Raw genomic sequence first — 15,640 nt, forward strand, 5'->3', positions numbered from 1 at the left:
GGACCCGTGGCCAAGGTCTCCAAGAAGGACCGCGTCGACCCCGAGTGGCGGGCCGACGACGACGGCGCGCACCCCGTCTCCGAGCTGCACTCGGACCGCCAGGGGGCGCTCTCGCCGTTCGGCGACACCACCTTCCCGCTGGACAGCGTGCCCTACGTGCACCCCACCACCGAGATCAACCGCTGACCCGGGGCGGCCGGAACCGGTCGCATTTGTGACCGGGGTGCGGGGATAGGCTGCGCGGGGGCTCACCGGCCCACAAGACCGATCGGCACGCCGATCGCAGGCACGACGCAGTCTGGAGCGCAGCATGCCCGTCCCCGGTCCCGGCTACTCCATCACCGTCCGGGTCGAGGCGCCCCCGTCGGCGGGCGCCGCAGGCGACCTCACCAGCGCGGTCGGCCGGGTGGGCGGGGTGATCACGGCGTTCGACGTCGTCGAGTCGCACTCCGACCGGGTCGTCGTCGACATCACCTGCAACGCGATGTCGGCCAACCACGCCCGCGACATCACCGACGCGCTCCAGGCCCTGCCCGGCGTGGAGGTGCGCAAGGTCTCCGACCGCACCTTCCTCATGCACCTCGGCGGCAAGATCGAGGTCAGCGCGAAGGTCGCGCTGCGCAACCGCGACGACCTCTCCCGCGCCTACACCCCCGGCGTGGCGCGGGTGTGCACCGCCATCGCGGAAAACCCGGCCGACGCCCGCCGCCTGACCATCAAGCGCAACACCGTCGCGGTGGTCACCGACGGCTCGGCGGTGCTGGGCCTGGGCAACATCGGCCCCGCCGCGGCGCTGCCGGTGATGGAGGGCAAGGCGGCGCTGTTCAAGAAGTTCGCCGGCGTCGACGCCTGGCCGGTGTGCCTGGACACCCAGGACACCGAGGAGATCATCCGCGCGGTCGAGCTGATCGCGCCGGTCTACGGCGGGGTCAACCTGGAGGACATCGCCGCGCCGCGCTGCTTCGAGATCGAGGCCCGGCTGCGCGAGAAGCTCGACATCCCGGTCTTCCACGACGACCAGCACGGCACCGCGATCTGCGTGGTGGCCGCGCTGCGCAACGCGCTGCGCGTCGTGGGCAAGCAGCTGGCCGACTGCAAGATCGTCGTCTGCGGGGTGGGCGCCGCGGGCTCGGCGATCATCCGGCTGCTGCTCCAGCGCGGCCCCGGCGACATCCTGGCCGTGGACGTCGACGGCATCGTCCACTCCGGCCGCGGCGACACCGACGGCAACCTGCGCTGGGTGGCGGCCAACACCAACCGCGAGGGCAAGGCCGGTGGCCTGCACGACGCGCTGGTCGGCGCGGACGTGTTCATCGGCGTGTCGGCCCCGAACCTGTTCGGCGCCGAGCAGGTGGCCACCATGGCCGACGACGCGGTGGTCTTCGCGCTGGCCAACCCGGACCCGGAGATCGACCCGCTGGAGGCCCAGCGGCACGCCGCCGTGGTCGCCACCGGCCGCTCGGACTACCCGAACCAGATCAACAACGTGCTGGCCTTCCCCGGGGTGTTCCGCGGCCTGCTCGACGCCCAGGCGCACGGCATCACCGACCTGATGCTGCTGGCCGCCGCGGACGCGATCGCCGACGTGGTCGACGGCGACCGGCTCAACGCCTCGTTCATCGTGCCCAGCGTGTTCGACGCCGCGGTGGCCCCGGCGGTGGCCGACGCCGTCCGCAAGGCCGCCACCGCCTGACCCGGCGCCCGGCGGCCGGGTCCGCCGGTCGGCCGTAGGCTGGCCGGCGTGGGCGAACTCAGCCACGTCGACGCCACCGGCGCAGCCAGGATGGTCGACGTCACCGACAAACCGGCCACCTCCCGGACCGCGGTCGCCTCCGGCGTGCTGCGCACCACCGAGGAGGTGGTCGACCTGCTGCGCCGCGACGGCCTGCCCAAGGGCGACGCGCTGGCCACGGCCCGCGTCGCCGGGATCATGGCGGCCAAGCGCACCCCCGACCTCATCCCGCTGTGCCACCCCATCGCCATCGCGGGCGTGCGGGTGGAGCTGGACCCGGTGGGCGCGGACGTCCGCATCCGCGCCACGGTGAGGACCACCGACCGCACCGGCGTGGAGATGGAGGCGCTGACCGCCGTGTCGGTCGCCGCCCTCACCCTGCACGACATGGTCAAGGCCGTCGACCCCGCCGCCACCATCGACGCCGTCCGCGTCGAGCGCAAGGAGGGCGGCAAGACCGGCACCTGGGAGCGCCCCGCATGAGCAGGACAGCCCGCGTCATCACCGCCTCCACCCGCGCGGCGCGCGGCACCTACCCGGACAAGACGGGCCCGGTCATCGCGGCCTGGCTGCGCGACCGCGGGTACGACACGCCGGACGCGCGCGTGGTGCCCGACGGCCCCGAGGTCGAGGCCGCCCTGCGCGCTGCGCTGGCCGACGCGCCCGCGGTGGTGATCACGACCGGCGGGACCGGGCTCAGCCCCACCGACCGGACCCCGGAGGCGACGCTGGCCGTGCTGGACCGGCAGATCCCGGGGCTGGCGGACGCCGTGCGCGCCGCCGGGCTGCCCGGGGTGCCCACGGCGGTGCTGTCCCGGGGGGTGGCCGGGGTCGCCGGGGCGACGGTGGTGGTGAACCTGCCGGGGTCCTCCGGTGGGGTGAAGGACGGGCTGGGCGTGCTGGCGGGGGTGCTGGAGCACGCGGTGGACCAGGTCGCCGGGGGCGACCACCCGCGCGGCGGCGAGGCACTGGGCGGCGAGGCGCGGCCGGGCGTGGTGGCGCGGGCGGAGGTGACCGAGGGGGTCATCTCCGCGGCCGAGCACGCGGCGTTGGTGGCCGACCGGGCGGCCGGGGCCGTGGTGACGTTCGAGGGGGTCGTGCGCGACCACGACGGGGGGCGGGAGGTGGCCTCGCTGGAGTACGAGGGGCACCCCTCGGCCCAGGGGGTCGTGGCGGAGGTCGCCGCGGAGTTCGCGGGGCGGGGTGGGCTGCGGGCCGTCGCCGTGTCGCACCGGGTCGGGGCGCTGGCGATCGGGGACGTGGCGCTGGCCGTCGCCGTGTCGGCGGCGCACCGGCGGGAGGCGTTCGTGGCGTGCGCCGAGCTGGTGGACGAGGTCAAGGCGCGGTTGCCGATCTGGAAGCACCAGGTGTTCGCGGACGGTTCCGACGAGTGGGTGAACTGTCCTTGAGGCTTTGCCGGTGACGCCTCGCCTTCGGCGTTGGAAGAGCCCGGTCGTTTGTTTGCGGGCTCGATGTGGTGGTTGCGCTTGACCGGGGCCCCTGCGGCGATCATGTGCTCGGGGTGGGGAAAAGGTGAGGCCTGCGGCCCCACCCCCCGCCGTGGGTAGCACATGATCGCCTCCCCCAGTCAAGCACAACCACCGCATCGAGCAGGGGCGTAGCCGGGCCGCCTGCTGCGTAGGTGGTGGCGTTGTGGGAAAGCGGAGTGGGTGGGGGCGAGGGTTGGCGCCGTTGGCTTCCTGCTGCGTGGGTGAGTGTTGGCCCGGGGATGGGCGGAGCCCCCCGTGCTGGCGCACGGGGGGCTCCGGGGACGGTAGCGCGGGGCTACTGCGTCACTTCGTCGCGATCTTCTGACCCACGAGGATCAGGTTGGGGTCGCTGATGAAGTCCTTGTTCTTCTCCGCCAGGGCCTGCCAGCCGCCGGTGACGCCCTGGGACTGGGCGATCTTGGAGAGGGTGTCGCCCGCGATGACGGTGTAGTCGCCCGCGGGGTTGGAGGTCGCGACCACGGGGGTGGCGGGGGCGGTCCGCTGGACCGGGGCCGCCTTCTTGGTGGTGGTCTTGGCCTTGGCCTTGGGGGTGGCCTTCTTGGCGGTGGTGGTCGACTTCTTGGTGGTGCTGGAGGTCGACTTCTTGGCGGTGCCCGACGACGCGGCGCCGGACTTCTTGCCGCACACCGGCCAGGCGCCGATGCCCTGGGACTGCAGGACGTTCTCGGCCACGCGGATCTGCTCCTCGCGGCTGGCGTTGTGGGCCGAGCCGGAGCCGCCGTTGGCGCGCCAGGTGCTCGGGGAGAACTGCAGGCCGCCGTAGTAGCCGTTGCCGGTGTTGGTGGCCCAGTTGCCACCGCTCTCGCACTGGGCGATCGCGTCCCAGTTCACCGTGTCGGCCGACGCGGGGGTGGCCAGCGCGGCCATCGGGGCTCCGACCGCGACGCCCGCGACGACGACGCGGGCGATGGTGCGCTTGGTGGCGGACGGCTTGCGGTGCTTGCCTCGGTAGGACATTGAGATCTCTCCTCCCGTGCCTGCGGGCCTTGGCCTGCGGGTCGGTCCGGGGTGTCCGGTCCGGCCGGTGTCCTACCGGCGCCACCTCGACCCTGGGGTCGGGCGGTGGTCCCTCGCCCCTGTCCGGAAGTCGCTTTCGCTCGGGGTTGGTTCCCGGGGGCCCGCCGGACAGGGCTTGGCACTGCGGACACCCGGGTCGTGCTGCTCGGTCGGTTTCGGGTCCGACCGAGAAGCGACGGTACGTAACCGCGGGGCCCGCGCCAAACGGAAGAAGGTGTGACCGTCATCACGGTAACGGTGGGCAACCGAGTCCGATCGCCGCCATCGGCGCAGCTCAGAGGCGCGCATCTGCTTGTTACTTGGCCGTGTCCTGTCCGAGATCAATGACTTTCGGTGAGACCTGGCTAACCCTGAACGGACCCGCGCTAGGCCGATCGAGGCGCGCTCAGCCACCGGCGAAGGGCGGCAGGACGTCCACCGAGCAGACGGCGGGCAGGGGGGTGTCGCGGCCCCGCGCCGCCACCCCGTCGACGAGGAAGCTGACCGAGGCGAGCACCCGCGCCATCCGGTCGCCGTGCCTGCGCTCCAGCTCCGCCACCACCGCGCCGAGGTCCACCTCGCCCGCCAGGTCCAGCTCCTCCTCCGGCACGCCCGCGGCCGCCCGCGCGGCCGCGAAGTGGCGCACGCGCACGAGCGCGCCCGTGCCGCGGGCCCCGCCGTGGTCGAGGTCGTCGCGCAGCTCCTGCTCCACCCTCAGCCCCCGATCGCGCTCATCGGCCGGTCGGGCTGGGTGAACCCGCCGCCGTCGATGCCGTGGCCCGCGAGCTTGCCCCACATCGCCGCGCGCCACAGGTCCGCCAGCTCCGCGTCCGAGGCGCCCGCCCGCAGGGGGCCGCGCAGGTCGGTCTCGGTGCGGCTGAACAGGCAGGAGCGCAGCGAGCCGTCCGCGGTGAGCCGGGTGCGGTCGCAGGCGGCGCAGAACGGCCGGGTGACCGAGGCGATCACCCCGACGTCGCCGGGGCCGCCGTCGACCAGCCAGCGCTCGGCCGGGGCCGCCCCGCGCGGCCGGGGCGAGGGGGTGAGGTCGAACCGCGCCCGCAGCAGCTCCAGGATCTCCGCGGCGGTGACCATCTCCGAGCGGTCCCACCCGTGCTGGGGGTCCAGCGGCATCTGCTCGATGAACCGCAGCCGGTAGCCGTGCTCCAGGCAGAACCGCAGCAGGTCGGCGGCCTCGTCGTCGTTGACCCCGCGCAGCAGCACGGCGTTGACCTTCACCGGCGCCAGGCCCGCGGCGTGCGCGGCGGCCAGGCCCGCCAGGACGTCGTCGAGGCGGTCGCGGCGGGTCATCGCGGCGTAGCGGTCGGGCCGCAGGGTGTCGAGGGAGACGTTCACCCGGTCCAGGCCCGCCGCGCGCAGGGCGGGTGCCCGGCGGGCGAGGCCGATGGCGTTGGTGGTCATCGACAGCGACGGGCGCGGGTCGAGCGCCGCGGCCGCCGCGATGATCCCCTCCACCCCCTTGCGCAGCGTGGGTTCGCCGCCGGTGAACCGGATGTCGGTGACGCCCAGCTCGGTGACGGCCACGCGCAGCAGCCTGGTCAGCTCGGCGTCGGTCAGCAGCTCGTCGCCGGGCAGCCAGTCCAGGCCCTCGGCGGGCATGCAGTAGGTGCAGCGCAGGTTGCAGCGGTCGGTCAGCGACACCCGCAGGTCGGTCGCGACGCGGCCGTACCGGTCCACCAGCCTGCGGTCGTCCGGCCTGGGGGTCCGGCTCGGGACGCTGGGGACACCCAGATCGACCATGTTCACCGCTTCAAGGGTAGTCGCCGTGCGTGGCCGCTCGGGGCCCTCTCGGGGTAGGTGCGACGCTTTTCGCCGCTCCGATCCGCAGGTGCGGCAGTATGGTTCCGGGCATGCCGCAATTTCGGTTCTCCGAGGCCGCGCGCCTGCTGGGCGTGAGCGACGACACCGTGCGCCGGTGGGTCGACGCGGGCCACCTCGCCGCAGGGGTGGACGGCGCGGGCCGCAAGGTCGTCTCCGGGGCCGAACTGGCGCGGTTCGCCCGCGCGCAGGCCACCGCCGTGCCGGACCCCACGGGCGTCGGCAGCTCCGCGCGCAACCGGTTCACCGGCCTGGTGACCGAGGTCCGGGCGGACGCGGTGATGGCGCAGGTGGAGATGCAGTGCGGCCCGCACCGCGTGGTGTCGCTGATGAGCGCCGAGGCCGTGCGCGAGCTGGGCCTGCGACCGGGCTCGCTCGCCGTCGCGGTGGTCAAGGCCACCACCGTCATCGTCGAAACGCCCTGAGCCCGTTGCCGCCGAACCCCTTGCGCTGCAACGCACCCAACACCGAACCCGGGAGACCCAGCATGCGCGCCCTCGCCGCCGCCCTCGCCGCCGCCGCGCTCGCCCTCGCCGGGTGCGGCGGCTCGGACACCGGGGCCGCGCCCCAGCAGGCCCAGCCCCGCACCCTCACCGTCTTCGCCGCCGCGTCGCTGACCGAGGCGTTCACCGCGTTGGAGAAGCAGTTCGAGTCCACCCACGCCGGTGTCGACGTCAAGCTCAACTTCGCCGGGTCGTCCGCGCTCGCCCAGCAGATCACCAACGGCGCCGCGGCCGACGTGTTCGCCTCCGCCGACGAGGGCAACATGGAGAAGGTGCAGGCGCAGCAGGCCTCGCCCGCGAGCGTCTTCGCCACGAACAAGCTCGTGATCGTCACCCCGCCCGGCAACCCGGCCAAGGTCAGCGGGTTGGCCGACCTCGCCAGGGGCGGCGTCACCGTGGTGCTGTGCGCGCCCCAGGTGCCGTGCGGGTCGGCCGCGCAGAAGGTGGAGCGGGCCGCCGGGGTGGACGTCAAGCCCGCCAGCGAGGAGCAGGACGTCAAGGCGGTGCTCACCAAGGTGCGAGCCGGGGAGGCCGACGCCGGGCTCGTCTACGTCTCCGACGCCGAGGCGGCCGGGGCCGACGTCACCGCCGTGCGGTTCCCGGAGGCCGACAAGGCGGTCAACAAGTACCCGATCACCGTGCTTACCGATGCCCCGCAGGCCGCGCTGGCGCAGGAGTTCGTCGACCTGGTGCTCGGCGCGCAGGGGAAGGCCGCGCTGGCGCAGGCCGGTTTCGGCGCGGCGTGAGGCGCGCGGGGTCCGGCGCGCTGCCGGGGTTGCTGTGGGTCCCCGCCGCCGCGGCGCTCGCCCTGGTGGTGCTGCCCGTCGTCGGCCTCGTCGCGCGCTCGGACCTCGCCGAGCTGCCGTCGGAGGTGACCAGCCCCGGCGCCCTCGCGGCGCTGCGGCTGTCGGTCGCCACCGCGCTGGTGTCGACCGGGCTGTGCCTGCTGCTCGGCGGTCCGCTCGCCGTGGTGCTCGCGCGGTCGCGGGTGCCCGGCGTGCGGCTGCTGCGCGCCGTCGTGCTCCTGCCGCTGGTGCTGCCGCCGGTCGTCGGTGGGTTGGCGCTGCTGTACCTGTTGGGGCGCAACGGCCTGCTGGGCTCGCACCTGCCCGGCCCGCGCATCCCGTACACCACCGCGGCGGTGGTGGTCGCGCAGACGTTCGTGGCCATGCCGTTCCTCGTGGTGGGCCTGGAGGGCGCGCTGCGCACGGCGGGGGAGCGGTACGAGGCGGTGGCGGCGACCCTGGGCGCGCGCCCGTGGACGGTGTTCCGCCGCGTCACGGTGCCGCTGGTGCTGCCCGCCCTGGGCTCGGGCCTGGTGCTCTCGTTCGCCAGGGCGCTGGGGGAGTTCGGCGCCACGATCACCTTCGCCGGGTCGCTGGAGGGGGTCACCCGGACCCTGCCGCTGGAGGTCTACCTGCTCGCCGAGACCGATGTGGACGGTGCGGTGGCGCTGTCGCTGCTGCTGGTCGTGCTCGCCGTGCTGGTGATCGCGGTGGCGCGGCCCCGGGCGCTGGAGGGCGTGCGGTGAGCGGCCTGCGCGCCAGGGTGCGGCTGCGCCGCGGCTCGTTCGACCTCGACGTCGACGTCCAGGTCTCAGCGGGGGAGGTGCTGGCGGTGCTGGGCCCCAACGGCTCGGGCAAGTCGACGCTGCTCGGCGCCGTCGCGGGCCTGCTGCGCCCCGACGACGGCCTGGTCGAGGTCGGCGGGCGGGTGCTGACCGACACCGCCCGCCGCGCGCACCTGCCGCCCGCCCGCCGCGGCGTCGGCCTGCTCGCCCAGGACCCGCTGCTGTTCCCGCACCTGACCGCGCTGGCCAACGTCGCCTTCGGGCCCCGGGCCACCGGCTCGGGCAGGCGGCGCGCCACCGAGCTGGCCCACCGGTGGCTGGCCGAGGTGGGCGCGGCGGAGTTCGCCCGCCGCAAGCCCGCCGCCCTCTCCGGCGGGCAGGCCCAGCGCGTCGCCCTCGCCAGGGCGCTGGCCGCCGGGCCGGGGCTGCTGCTGCTCGACGAGCCGTTCGCCGCGCTCGACGTCGACGCCGCCCCGGCGCTGCGCGGCGTGCTGCGCCGGGTGCTCGCCGCCGCGGGCCAGACCGCGCTCCTGGTCACCCACGACCCGCTCGACGCGCTCGCCCTGGCCGACCGGGTGGTCGTGCTCGGTGCGGGCCGGGTGGTCGAGGAGGGCCCCACCCGCGAGGTCCTGTCCCGCCCGCGCACGGCCTTCACCGCCAGCATCGCGGGCCTCAACCTCGTCGAGGGCACCGCCACCCCCGAGGGCCTGCGCACCCCCGACGGCACCCGCATCGCCGCCGCGTCGACCCCCGGGCGCGGGCGGGCGGTGGCGGTGTTCCGGCCCGCGGACGTCGCCCTCTACCTCGACCCCGGCCACGGCAGCCCGCGCAACGTCCTGCCCGCCGAGGTCACCGCGCTCGAACCGCACGGCGACACCGTGCGGGTGAAGGTCACCGGGGCCCACCCGTGGCTGCGCGGGCTCGCCGCCGACCTCACCCCCGCCGCCGTCGCCGACCTCGCCCTGGAGCCGGGCACCCCGGTGCACCTGGCGGTCAAGGCCGCCGCGGTCGGGGTGCACCCGGCGCAGCCCCCAGCCGGGACCGCCGCGCCGCAGTAGCGTGCAGCGCATGGGCTGGACGTACCTGATGGACATGGACGGGGTGCTGGTGCACGAGGAGCACCTGGTCCCCGGCGCCGACGAGCTGATCGCGGAGCTCACCGCGGCGGGCAACCCGTTCCTGGTGCTGACGAACAACTCCATCTACACCCCGCGCGACCTGCGCGCCCGGCTGCTGCGCACCGGGTTGGACGTGCCGGAGCGGTGCATCTGGACCTCGGCGCTGGCGACCGCGAAGTTCCTGGCCGACCAGCGGCCGGGCGGGTCGGCGTTCGTCATCGGGGAGGCCGGGCTGACCACCGCCCTGCACGAGGTCGGCTACGTCCTCAGCGACACCGACCCGGACTACGTGGTGCTCGGGGAGACCCGCACCTACAGCTTCTCCGCGATCACCCGGGCCATCCGGCTCATCGAGCAGGGCGCCAAGTTCATCGCCACCAACCCCGACGCCACCGGCCCCAGCCGGGAGGGGTCGCTGCCCGCCACCGGCGCCGTCGCCGCGCTGATCGAGCGGGCCACCGGCCGGTCGCCGTACTACGTGGGCAAGCCCAACCCGCTGATGATGCGCTCGGGCCTCAACGCCCTCGGCGCGCACTCCGAGTCCACCCTGATGATCGGTGACCGGATGGACACCGACGTGCGCAGCGGCCTGGAGGCGGGCCTGCGGACCATCCTGGTGCTCACCGGCATCTCGGCCCCCGACACGGCCGAGCGCTTCCCCTACCGGCCCACCCTGGTGCTCGGCTCGGTCGCGGACCTGGTGGGCCGAACGGCGGATCCGTTCGGCGCCGGATGATCTCCCAGGTCACCGGCGGGGCGGGGGCTGCGCGGGCGGCGCGGGGCTCGCCTATCGTCAACGGGGTGGAGCACGACCCTGCTGAAGCCGGTGTCGCCCGTACCTACGTGGTCGGAGACGTGCACGGGCACCGGGACGAACTGGTCGAGGCCCTGCACGCCACCGGTCTGGTCGACCGCGCGGGCGGCTGGACCGGCGGCACCGACCACCTGTGGTTCCTGGGCGACTTCGTCGACCGGGGCCCGGACGGCATCGGCGTGATCGACCTGGTCATGCGCCTGGGCCGGGAGGCGGCCGAGGCGGGCGGGCAGGTCGAGGCGCTGCTGGGCAACCACGAGGTGCTGCTGCTGGGCATGCACCGCTTCGGCGGCACCGAGGTGCCCTCGGACTTCGGCCCGCGCAGCTTCGCCCGCAGCTGGGAGATGAACGGCGGCCTGCTCTCCGACCAGGAGGGCCTGACCGACGAGCACGTCGACTGGCTCACCACCCGCCCCGTCGTCGCCCTCGTCGGCGACGACCTGCTCATGCACTCCGACACCACCGAGTACTTCTACTGGGGCGACGACGTCGACTCGGTCAACGACGGCGTCCGCGAGGTCCTGCACTCCGACGACATCGTCGAGTGGTGGGAGCTCTGGCGCCGCATGACCACCCGCTACGCCTTCCGCGGCCCCGACGGCGAACGGGCCGTCGACGAGTGCCTGGCGGCCTTCGGCGGCACCATGGTCATCCACGGCCACAGCGTCATCGCCGACCAGGTCGGCCTGCCCCCGGCCCTCATCGAGGGCCCCTACCACTACGCGGGCGGCAAGGCCCTGGGCGTCGACGCGGGCCTGTTCGTCGGCGGCCCCTGCCTCGTCGTCCCCCTCCCCTGGCAGCCCCCCACCCCCGAAGACACCTCCTGGGCGGACGAAGACGACGAGGACGAGGACCCGTCCCCCGAGGACACCGACACCCCTGGGGAACCCGACACCCCCGACGACACGACCAAGCCCGACTAACAGGCAGGGGTCAGTAGCGGGAGTAGGTGCCCGCGGGGACGTAGCGGTCGGTGGGGACGATGACCGAGCCGAGGGGCATCAGGCTGATGGGGACCAGCTTGAAGTTGGCGATGCCCAGCGGGATGCCGATGATCGTCACGCAGAGCAGGGCGCCGGTGATGACGTGGCCGATGGCCAGCCAGAGGCCCGCGAAGACCACCCAGATGACGTTGCCCACGACGGAGGCCGCGCCCGCGTCGCGGCGGGTCTCGATGGTGCGGCCGAAGGGCCACAGGGCGTAGTTGGCGATGCGGAAGCTGGCCAGGCCGAACGGGATCGTCACGACCAGCACGCAGCAGATGATGCCCGCGATGACGTAGCCGACGGCCATCCAGAAGCCGCTGAGGACGAGCCAGACGATGTTGAGGATCAGGCGCACGCCACCCAGTGTCCAGGAAATCCGGGTCCCCCGTCGGGGCGGGCGCCGATCTAAGGTGACGGGGAGCACATCCAGCGCCGGAGGGGACCCGCCATGACGACCGCACTGCCCAGCTACTCCTCCGGCACCTCCGAGGTCCCGCTGCTCGGCGACACCATCGGCGGCAACCTCGACCGGACCGCGGCCGCGCACCCGGACCGCGAGGCCGTGGTGGACCGGGCGACGGGCAGGCGGTGGACCTACGCCGAGTTCGCCAGGGACGTCGACGCGGTGGCGCACGGGTTGCTCGGGCTCGGGGTGGGCAAGGGCGACCGGGTGGGGATCTGGGCGCCGAACTGCGCGGAGTGGGTGCTCACCCAGTACGCCACGGCCAAGATCGGTGCGGTCCTGGTCAACATCAACCCCGCCTACCGCGTGCACGAGCTCCAGTTCGTGCTCAACCAGGCCGGGATCCGCACCCTCATCGCCGCCGAGAGCTTCAAGACCTCCGACTACGCGGGGATGGTCGAGCAGGTGCGCCCGCACTGCGCCGCGCTGCGCGACGTGGTGATCATCGGCACCGGCGCGTGGGAGGCGCTGCTGGCCGCCGGGGGCGACCCGGCCGCCCTCGCGGGCATCGGCGCCACCCTCTCCGCCGACGACCCGATCAACATCCAGTACACCTCGGGCACCACCGGCTTCCCCAAGGGTGCCACCCTCAGCCACCACAACATCCTCAACAACGGCTACTTCGTCGGCGAGCTGTGCTCCTACACCGAGCAGGACCGGGTGTGCGTGCCGGTGCCGTTCTACCACTGCTTCGGCATGGTGATGGGCAACCTGGCGATCACCAGCCACGGCGCCTGCCTGGTGATCCCCGCGCCCGGCTTCGACCCGGCGGCGACGCTGCGCGCGGCGGCCGAGGAGCGGTGCACCTCGCTGTACGGGGTGCCGACGATGTTCATCGCGCTGCTGGCCGAGCCGGGGGTGGACGAGCTGGACCTCTCGGCGCTGCGCACCGGGATCATGGCGGGCTCGCCGTGCCCGGTGGAGGTGATGAAGCAGGTCATCGAGCGGTTGGGGATGGCGGAGGTGACCATCTGCTACGGCATGACCGAGACCTCGCCGGTGTCGACGCAGACCCGCGCCGACGACACCGTCGACCGCCGGGTGTCGACGGTGGGCCGGGTGCACCCGCACCTGGAGGTCAAGGTCGTCGACCCGGACACCGGCACCACCGTGCCGCGCGGGGTGCCCGGCGAGCTGTGCACCCGCGGGTACTCGGTGATGCTGGGCTACTGGGACCAGCCGGACAAGACCGCCGAGGCGATCGACGCCGCCCGCTGGATGCACACCGGCGACCTGGCGGTGATGGACGATGAGGGCTACCTCAACATCACCGGCCGGATCAAGGACATGGTCATCCGCGGCGGCGAGAACGTCTACCCGCGCGAGGTGGAGGAGTTCCTCTACACCCACCCATCGGTGCTCGACGCGCAGGTCATCGGGGTCCCGGACGCCAAGTACGGCGAGGAGCTGATGGCCTGGATCCGGGTGCGCGAGGGCGCGGCGCCGCTGACCGTCGAGGACGTGCGCGAGTTCTGCGCGGGCAAGCTCGCCCACTACAAGGTGCCGCGCTACGTGCACGTGGTCGACGAGTTCCCGATGACGGTCACCGGGAAGGTGCGCAAGGTGGAAATGCGCGCCGCCGCGGTGGAGATCCTGGGATTGGCGGCACCGGAGCAGACCGCCTGAAAAGATTTGTGCGCGCGCAATCACCGGGCAGTGCCCGAGCGGGTGCGCACATTTCGGACGCGCGTGCATCTTGCTGTTGCGGATGGGGTCCGCAAAGGTGGCCGCCGTGCCGCCTTGGGTCGGATAACATGGTCCTGACCTGGGGATTGGCATCGGATGACAAGAAATGAATCGAAATCGGATTTGTGGCGTCCACCTCTTTGACACCTTCGGCACGCGCTGACAACGTGGCTCCATGACCACCTTCCGGGCGCGCGTTCCCTATGCCGAGGCGGCCAAGGCACTGCTGCGCGACACCCTGTTCGACGCGGCGGGAGAACTGCTGCGCCACCGCGGCTGGTCGGACCTGACCATGGCCGACGTCGCCGCCGCGGCCGGGGTCTCCCGGCAGACGCTGTACAAGGAGTTCGGCAGCAGGCCCGCCTTCGCCCAGGAGTACGTCCAGCGCGAGGTCGACCGGTTCCTGCGCGCGGTGGAGGACGCCGTGCGCGACAACGCCGCCGACCCCAAGGCCGCCGTGGCCGCCGCCCTGGAGGTCTTCCTCACCGCGGCCAAGGAGCAGCCGCTGGTGCGCGCGATCGTCGCGGGCGACGGCGGCGACGGGCTGATCTCGCTGGTCACCGACCAGGCCGGGCCGGTGCTGTCGGAGGCGACCACCCGCCTGGCGGTGTGCCTGCGCCGCACCTGGCCGGACCTGCCCGACGCCGACCTGCGCATCGTGGCGGAGAACCTGGTGCGGCTCGCGGTCAGCCACGCCGCCTCGCCGAGCCCGGACCCGGCGGTCTCGGCCCGCTCGGTGGCCAACCTGTTCGGCCCCTACATCGACGTCCTGCTCGACAGCACCCCGTGACCGGCGGCCCGGCCGGGTGGCACCCGGCCGGGCCGCCCGCCCGGGTCCGCCGGCGCCCGCCCGTCCCGGTCGCCGGGAGCACCGCGGCGGCGTCCCTAGACTCGGGTCGTGAGCTTCGCCGTCGGCTTCGACCTGGACATGACCCTCATCGACGCGCGCCCCGGCATGGCCGCGGCGATGCACGCCCTGGGCCGCGAGTCCGGGCTCGCCCTCGACGGGGACCACTTCGCGGCCAACCTCGGGCCGCCGCTGGACATGGTGCTGCGCGGGTTCGAGGCCCCCGAGGAGCGCATCCCCGGCCTGATCGACAGGTTCCGCGAGCTGTACCCGGACGTGGTGATCGGTTCCACGCTGCCGCTGCCCGGCGCCGCCGAGGCGCTGCGCGCGGTCAAGGAGCGCGGCGGGCGCACCCTGGTCGTCACCGGCAAGTACGCGCTCAACGCCCGCCGCCACCTCGACCACTTCGGCTGGGAGGTCGACGCGCTGGCGGGCGAGCTGTGGGCCGACGCCAAGGGCGCGGCGCTGCGCGAGCACGGCGCGTCGGTCTACGTCGGCGACCACGGCGGCGACGTGCTGGGCGCGCGGGCGGCGGACGCGGTCGCGGTCGGCGTGGCCACCGGCCCGTTCACCGCCGAGCAGCTGGCCGAGGCGGGCGCGGACGTGGTGCTCGCCAGCCTCCTGGAGTTCCCCGCCTGGCTCGACGGGTACCTAGCGTCGGCGCACGGTGTCGACGACCGCGACCACCAGCCCCAGCGGTAGCAGCATCGACACCGCCCACAGCCACGGCGCCTGCCCGCCGAGCGCGGCCAGCACGAAGATCGCCACCACGGCGAGCAGGCCGACGGCGAACAGCACGAGCCCGGCGGTGAACGCGCGGCTGCGGCGGGCGGGAGCGGTCATGCGACCAGGATAGTTCGCCCGCCGTGCAACACCGGGCGGTCCCCGCGCGAACTCCCCGGGGGCGAACTCGGCGGCGCGCCCGCCCCGGTGTGCCCTACCCTGGACAGGACGCGTCCAGGGCACGCCCCCCGGGCGCGTCTGCCTTGTGCGGACGCCACCCGCGCTGGGCGCGACGTTTGACGACGAGGGAACGGTGAGATCAGTGCCGACCGGCAAGGTCAAGTGGTACGACTCGGAGAAGGGCTTCGGGTTCGTCACGCAGGACGGTGGCGAGGACGTCTACGTCCGCTCCACCGCGCTGCCCGCGGGGGTCCCCGGCCTCAAGGCGGGCCAGCGCATCGAGTTCGGCGTCGCCGACGGCAGGCGCGGCCCCCAGGCCCTCTCGGTGCGCCTCATCGACGCCCCGCCCTCGGTCGTCGAGGCCCGCAGGCGCCCCGCCGAGGAGCTGCACGGCCTGGTCGAAGACATGATCAAGATGTTGGAGGGCGTCGTCCAGCCCGACCTGGCCCGCAAGCGCTACCCGGACCGGAAGGTGACCAAGCGGATCGCCGAGGTCATGCGCGCGGTGGCTCGGGAGCTGGACCCGTAACGGGGGTGCTTGTCCCGCCTCGCCGGGTCGCCTCGCCTTCGGCTTCGGCTCTGGGAAAGGCCCGGTCGTTTGGTGGCGGGCTCGATGCGGTGGTCCTGTTTGGCCGGGGCCCCTGCGGCGATCATGTGCTCGGGGTGGGGGAAAAG

Annotated in this window: 19 protein-coding genes; 14 read left to right on the forward strand and 5 right to left on the reverse strand. The window is 73.9% G+C overall.

Features of this window, described 5'->3' with window-relative positions; all coding sequences use genetic code 11:
• Positions 1-6: 6 nt before the first annotated feature.
• From BJP25_RS28295 to BJP25_RS28310, 4 genes are all read left to right on the forward strand, one after another.
• Positions 7-186, forward strand: coding sequence for a hypothetical protein (locus BJP25_RS28295; protein ID WP_075978066.1), 180 nt, complete (start codon positions 7-9; stop codon positions 184-186).
• Positions 187-310: 124 nt separating this feature from the next.
• Positions 311-1,693, forward strand: a complete 1,383-nt coding sequence (locus BJP25_RS28300; protein WP_075978067.1) for an NAD-dependent malic enzyme — start codon at positions 311-313, stop codon at positions 1,691-1,693.
• 48 nt (positions 1,694-1,741) lie between these two features.
• Positions 1,742-2,215: a cyclic pyranopterin monophosphate synthase MoaC gene (moaC, locus tag BJP25_RS28305; protein ID WP_075978068.1), complete on the forward strand. Its 474-nt coding sequence runs from the start codon at positions 1,742-1,744 to the stop codon at positions 2,213-2,215.
• Positions 2,212-3,141 carry a molybdenum cofactor biosynthesis protein MoaE gene (locus BJP25_RS28310; RefSeq protein WP_075978069.1) on the forward strand — a complete coding sequence of 310 codons (930 nt, stop codon included), beginning with the start codon at positions 2,212-2,214 and terminating at the stop codon, positions 3,139-3,141. The genes moaC and BJP25_RS28310 overlap by 4 nt, the downstream gene beginning before the upstream one ends.
• A 384-nt stretch (positions 3,142-3,525) precedes the next feature.
• On the opposite strand, the gene BJP25_RS36385 is transcribed toward BJP25_RS28310, so the two are convergent.
• From BJP25_RS36385 to moaA, 3 genes are all read right to left on the reverse strand, one after another.
• Positions 3,526-4,200 (reverse strand): LysM peptidoglycan-binding domain-containing protein, encoded by a 675-nt coding sequence (locus tag BJP25_RS36385; RefSeq protein ID WP_075978070.1) that lies wholly within the window; start codon positions 4,198-4,200, stop codon positions 3,526-3,528.
• 445 nt (positions 4,201-4,645) lie between these two features.
• A complete protein-coding gene (locus tag BJP25_RS28320) occupies positions 4,646-4,951 on the reverse strand; it encodes a MoaD/ThiS family protein (protein WP_233158311.1) in 306 nt (101 codons plus the stop codon).
• A gap of 2 nt (positions 4,952-4,953) precedes the next feature.
• A complete protein-coding gene (gene moaA / locus BJP25_RS28325) occupies positions 4,954-5,997 on the reverse strand; it encodes a GTP 3',8-cyclase MoaA (protein ID WP_075978071.1) in 1,044 nt (347 codons plus the stop codon).
• Between the two features lie 110 nt (positions 5,998-6,107).
• Here moaA and BJP25_RS28330 point away from each other — a divergent pair, with 110 nt between their 5' ends.
• From BJP25_RS28330 to BJP25_RS28355, 6 genes are all read left to right on the forward strand, one after another.
• Positions 6,108-6,500, forward strand: a complete 393-nt coding sequence (locus tag BJP25_RS28330) for a TOBE domain-containing protein (RefSeq protein ID WP_075978072.1) — start codon at positions 6,108-6,110, stop codon at positions 6,498-6,500.
• 62 nt (positions 6,501-6,562) lie between these two features.
• Entirely contained in the window at positions 6,563-7,324 is a 762-nt protein-coding gene (gene modA, locus BJP25_RS28335) for a molybdate ABC transporter substrate-binding protein (protein WP_075978073.1), read from the forward strand.
• A 20-nt stretch (positions 7,325-7,344) separates the two neighbouring features.
• On the forward strand, positions 7,345-8,109 hold the full coding sequence (locus BJP25_RS28340; RefSeq protein ID WP_075978488.1) for an ABC transporter permease: 765 nt from the start codon (positions 7,345-7,347) through the stop codon (positions 8,107-8,109).
• Positions 8,106-9,206 carry a sulfate/molybdate ABC transporter ATP-binding protein gene (locus BJP25_RS28345; RefSeq protein WP_075978074.1) on the forward strand — a complete coding sequence of 367 codons (1,101 nt, stop codon included), beginning with the start codon at positions 8,106-8,108 and terminating at the stop codon, positions 9,204-9,206. Before BJP25_RS28340 ends, BJP25_RS28345 begins: the two co-directional genes overlap by 4 nt.
• Before the next feature lie 10 nt (positions 9,207-9,216).
• The gene (locus tag BJP25_RS28350) at positions 9,217-10,002 is read left to right on the forward strand and encodes an HAD-IIA family hydrolase (protein ID WP_075978489.1); all 786 of its coding nucleotides are present in this window, start codon (positions 9,217-9,219) and stop codon (positions 10,000-10,002) included.
• 65 nt (positions 10,003-10,067) lie between these two features.
• Positions 10,068-11,003 carry a metallophosphoesterase family protein gene (locus tag BJP25_RS28355; protein WP_233158312.1) on the forward strand — a complete coding sequence of 312 codons (936 nt, stop codon included), beginning with the start codon at positions 10,068-10,070 and terminating at the stop codon, positions 11,001-11,003.
• 10 nt (positions 11,004-11,013) lie between these two features.
• Here BJP25_RS28355 and BJP25_RS28360 read toward each other — a convergent pair whose 3' ends face one another.
• The gene (locus BJP25_RS28360; RefSeq protein ID WP_075978075.1) at positions 11,014-11,421 is read right to left on the reverse strand and encodes a YccF domain-containing protein; all 408 of its coding nucleotides are present in this window, start codon (positions 11,419-11,421) and stop codon (positions 11,014-11,016) included.
• A gap of 93 nt (positions 11,422-11,514) precedes the next feature.
• Here BJP25_RS28360 and BJP25_RS28365 point away from each other — a divergent pair, with 93 nt between their 5' ends.
• The 3 genes from BJP25_RS28365 to BJP25_RS28375 all read left to right on the forward strand — a co-directional run bounded on the left by BJP25_RS28365 (position 11,515) and on the right by BJP25_RS28375 (position 14,764).
• Positions 11,515-13,155: an AMP-binding protein gene (locus tag BJP25_RS28365; protein ID WP_075978076.1), complete on the forward strand. Its 1,641-nt coding sequence runs from the start codon at positions 11,515-11,517 to the stop codon at positions 13,153-13,155.
• Between the two features lie 235 nt (positions 13,156-13,390).
• Positions 13,391-14,005 (forward strand): TetR/AcrR family transcriptional regulator, encoded by a 615-nt coding sequence (locus tag BJP25_RS28370; RefSeq protein WP_075978077.1) that lies wholly within the window; start codon positions 13,391-13,393, stop codon positions 14,003-14,005.
• A gap of 108 nt (positions 14,006-14,113) precedes the next feature.
• On the forward strand, positions 14,114-14,764 hold the full coding sequence (locus BJP25_RS28375; RefSeq protein WP_143219360.1) for an HAD family hydrolase: 651 nt from the start codon (positions 14,114-14,116) through the stop codon (positions 14,762-14,764).
• Here the strand turns inward: BJP25_RS28375 and BJP25_RS28380 are convergent.
• The gene (locus BJP25_RS28380; RefSeq protein ID WP_075978078.1) at positions 14,714-14,905 is read right to left on the reverse strand and encodes a hypothetical protein; all 192 of its coding nucleotides are present in this window, start codon (positions 14,903-14,905) and stop codon (positions 14,714-14,716) included. The two genes, BJP25_RS28375 and BJP25_RS28380, sit on opposite strands and share 51 nt — an antisense overlap.
• Before the next feature lie 202 nt (positions 14,906-15,107).
• Here BJP25_RS28380 and BJP25_RS28385 point away from each other — a divergent pair, with 202 nt between their 5' ends.
• Positions 15,108-15,494, forward strand: a complete 387-nt coding sequence (locus BJP25_RS28385) for a cold-shock protein (protein WP_075978079.1) — start codon at positions 15,108-15,110, stop codon at positions 15,492-15,494.
• Positions 15,495-15,640 lie beyond the last annotated feature (146 nt).

This window comes from Actinokineospora bangkokensis (assembly GCF_001940455.1).
Classification (GTDB): Bacteria; Actinomycetota; Actinomycetes; order Mycobacteriales; family Pseudonocardiaceae; genus Actinokineospora; species Actinokineospora bangkokensis.

Coding starts and splice junctions, on each gene's coding strand:
- BJP25_RS28300 (WP_075978067.1), top strand. CDS start 311: ATGCCCGTCCCCGGTCCCGGCTACTCCATCACCGTCCGGGTCGAGGCG.
- BJP25_RS28310 (WP_075978069.1), top strand. CDS start 2,212: ATGAGCAGGACAGCCCGCGTCATCACCGCCTCCACCCGCGCGGCGCGC.
- BJP25_RS36385 (WP_075978070.1), bottom strand. CDS start 4,200: ATGTCCTACCGAGGCAAGCACCGCAAGCCGTCCGCCACCAAGCGCACC.
- moaA (WP_075978071.1), bottom strand. CDS start 5,997: ATGGTCGATCTGGGTGTCCCCAGCGTCCCGAGCCGGACCCCCAGGCCG.
- BJP25_RS28330 (WP_075978072.1), top strand. CDS start 6,108: ATGCCGCAATTTCGGTTCTCCGAGGCCGCGCGCCTGCTGGGCGTGAGC.
- modA (WP_075978073.1), top strand. CDS start 6,563: ATGCGCGCCCTCGCCGCCGCCCTCGCCGCCGCCGCGCTCGCCCTCGCC.
- BJP25_RS28350 (WP_075978489.1), top strand. CDS start 9,217: ATGGGCTGGACGTACCTGATGGACATGGACGGGGTGCTGGTGCACGAG.
- BJP25_RS28365 (WP_075978076.1), top strand. CDS start 11,515: ATGACGACCGCACTGCCCAGCTACTCCTCCGGCACCTCCGAGGTCCCG.
- BJP25_RS28370 (WP_075978077.1), top strand. CDS start 13,391: ATGACCACCTTCCGGGCGCGCGTTCCCTATGCCGAGGCGGCCAAGGCA.
- BJP25_RS28380 (WP_075978078.1), bottom strand. CDS start 14,905: ATGACCGCTCCCGCCCGCCGCAGCCGCGCGTTCACCGCCGGGCTCGTG.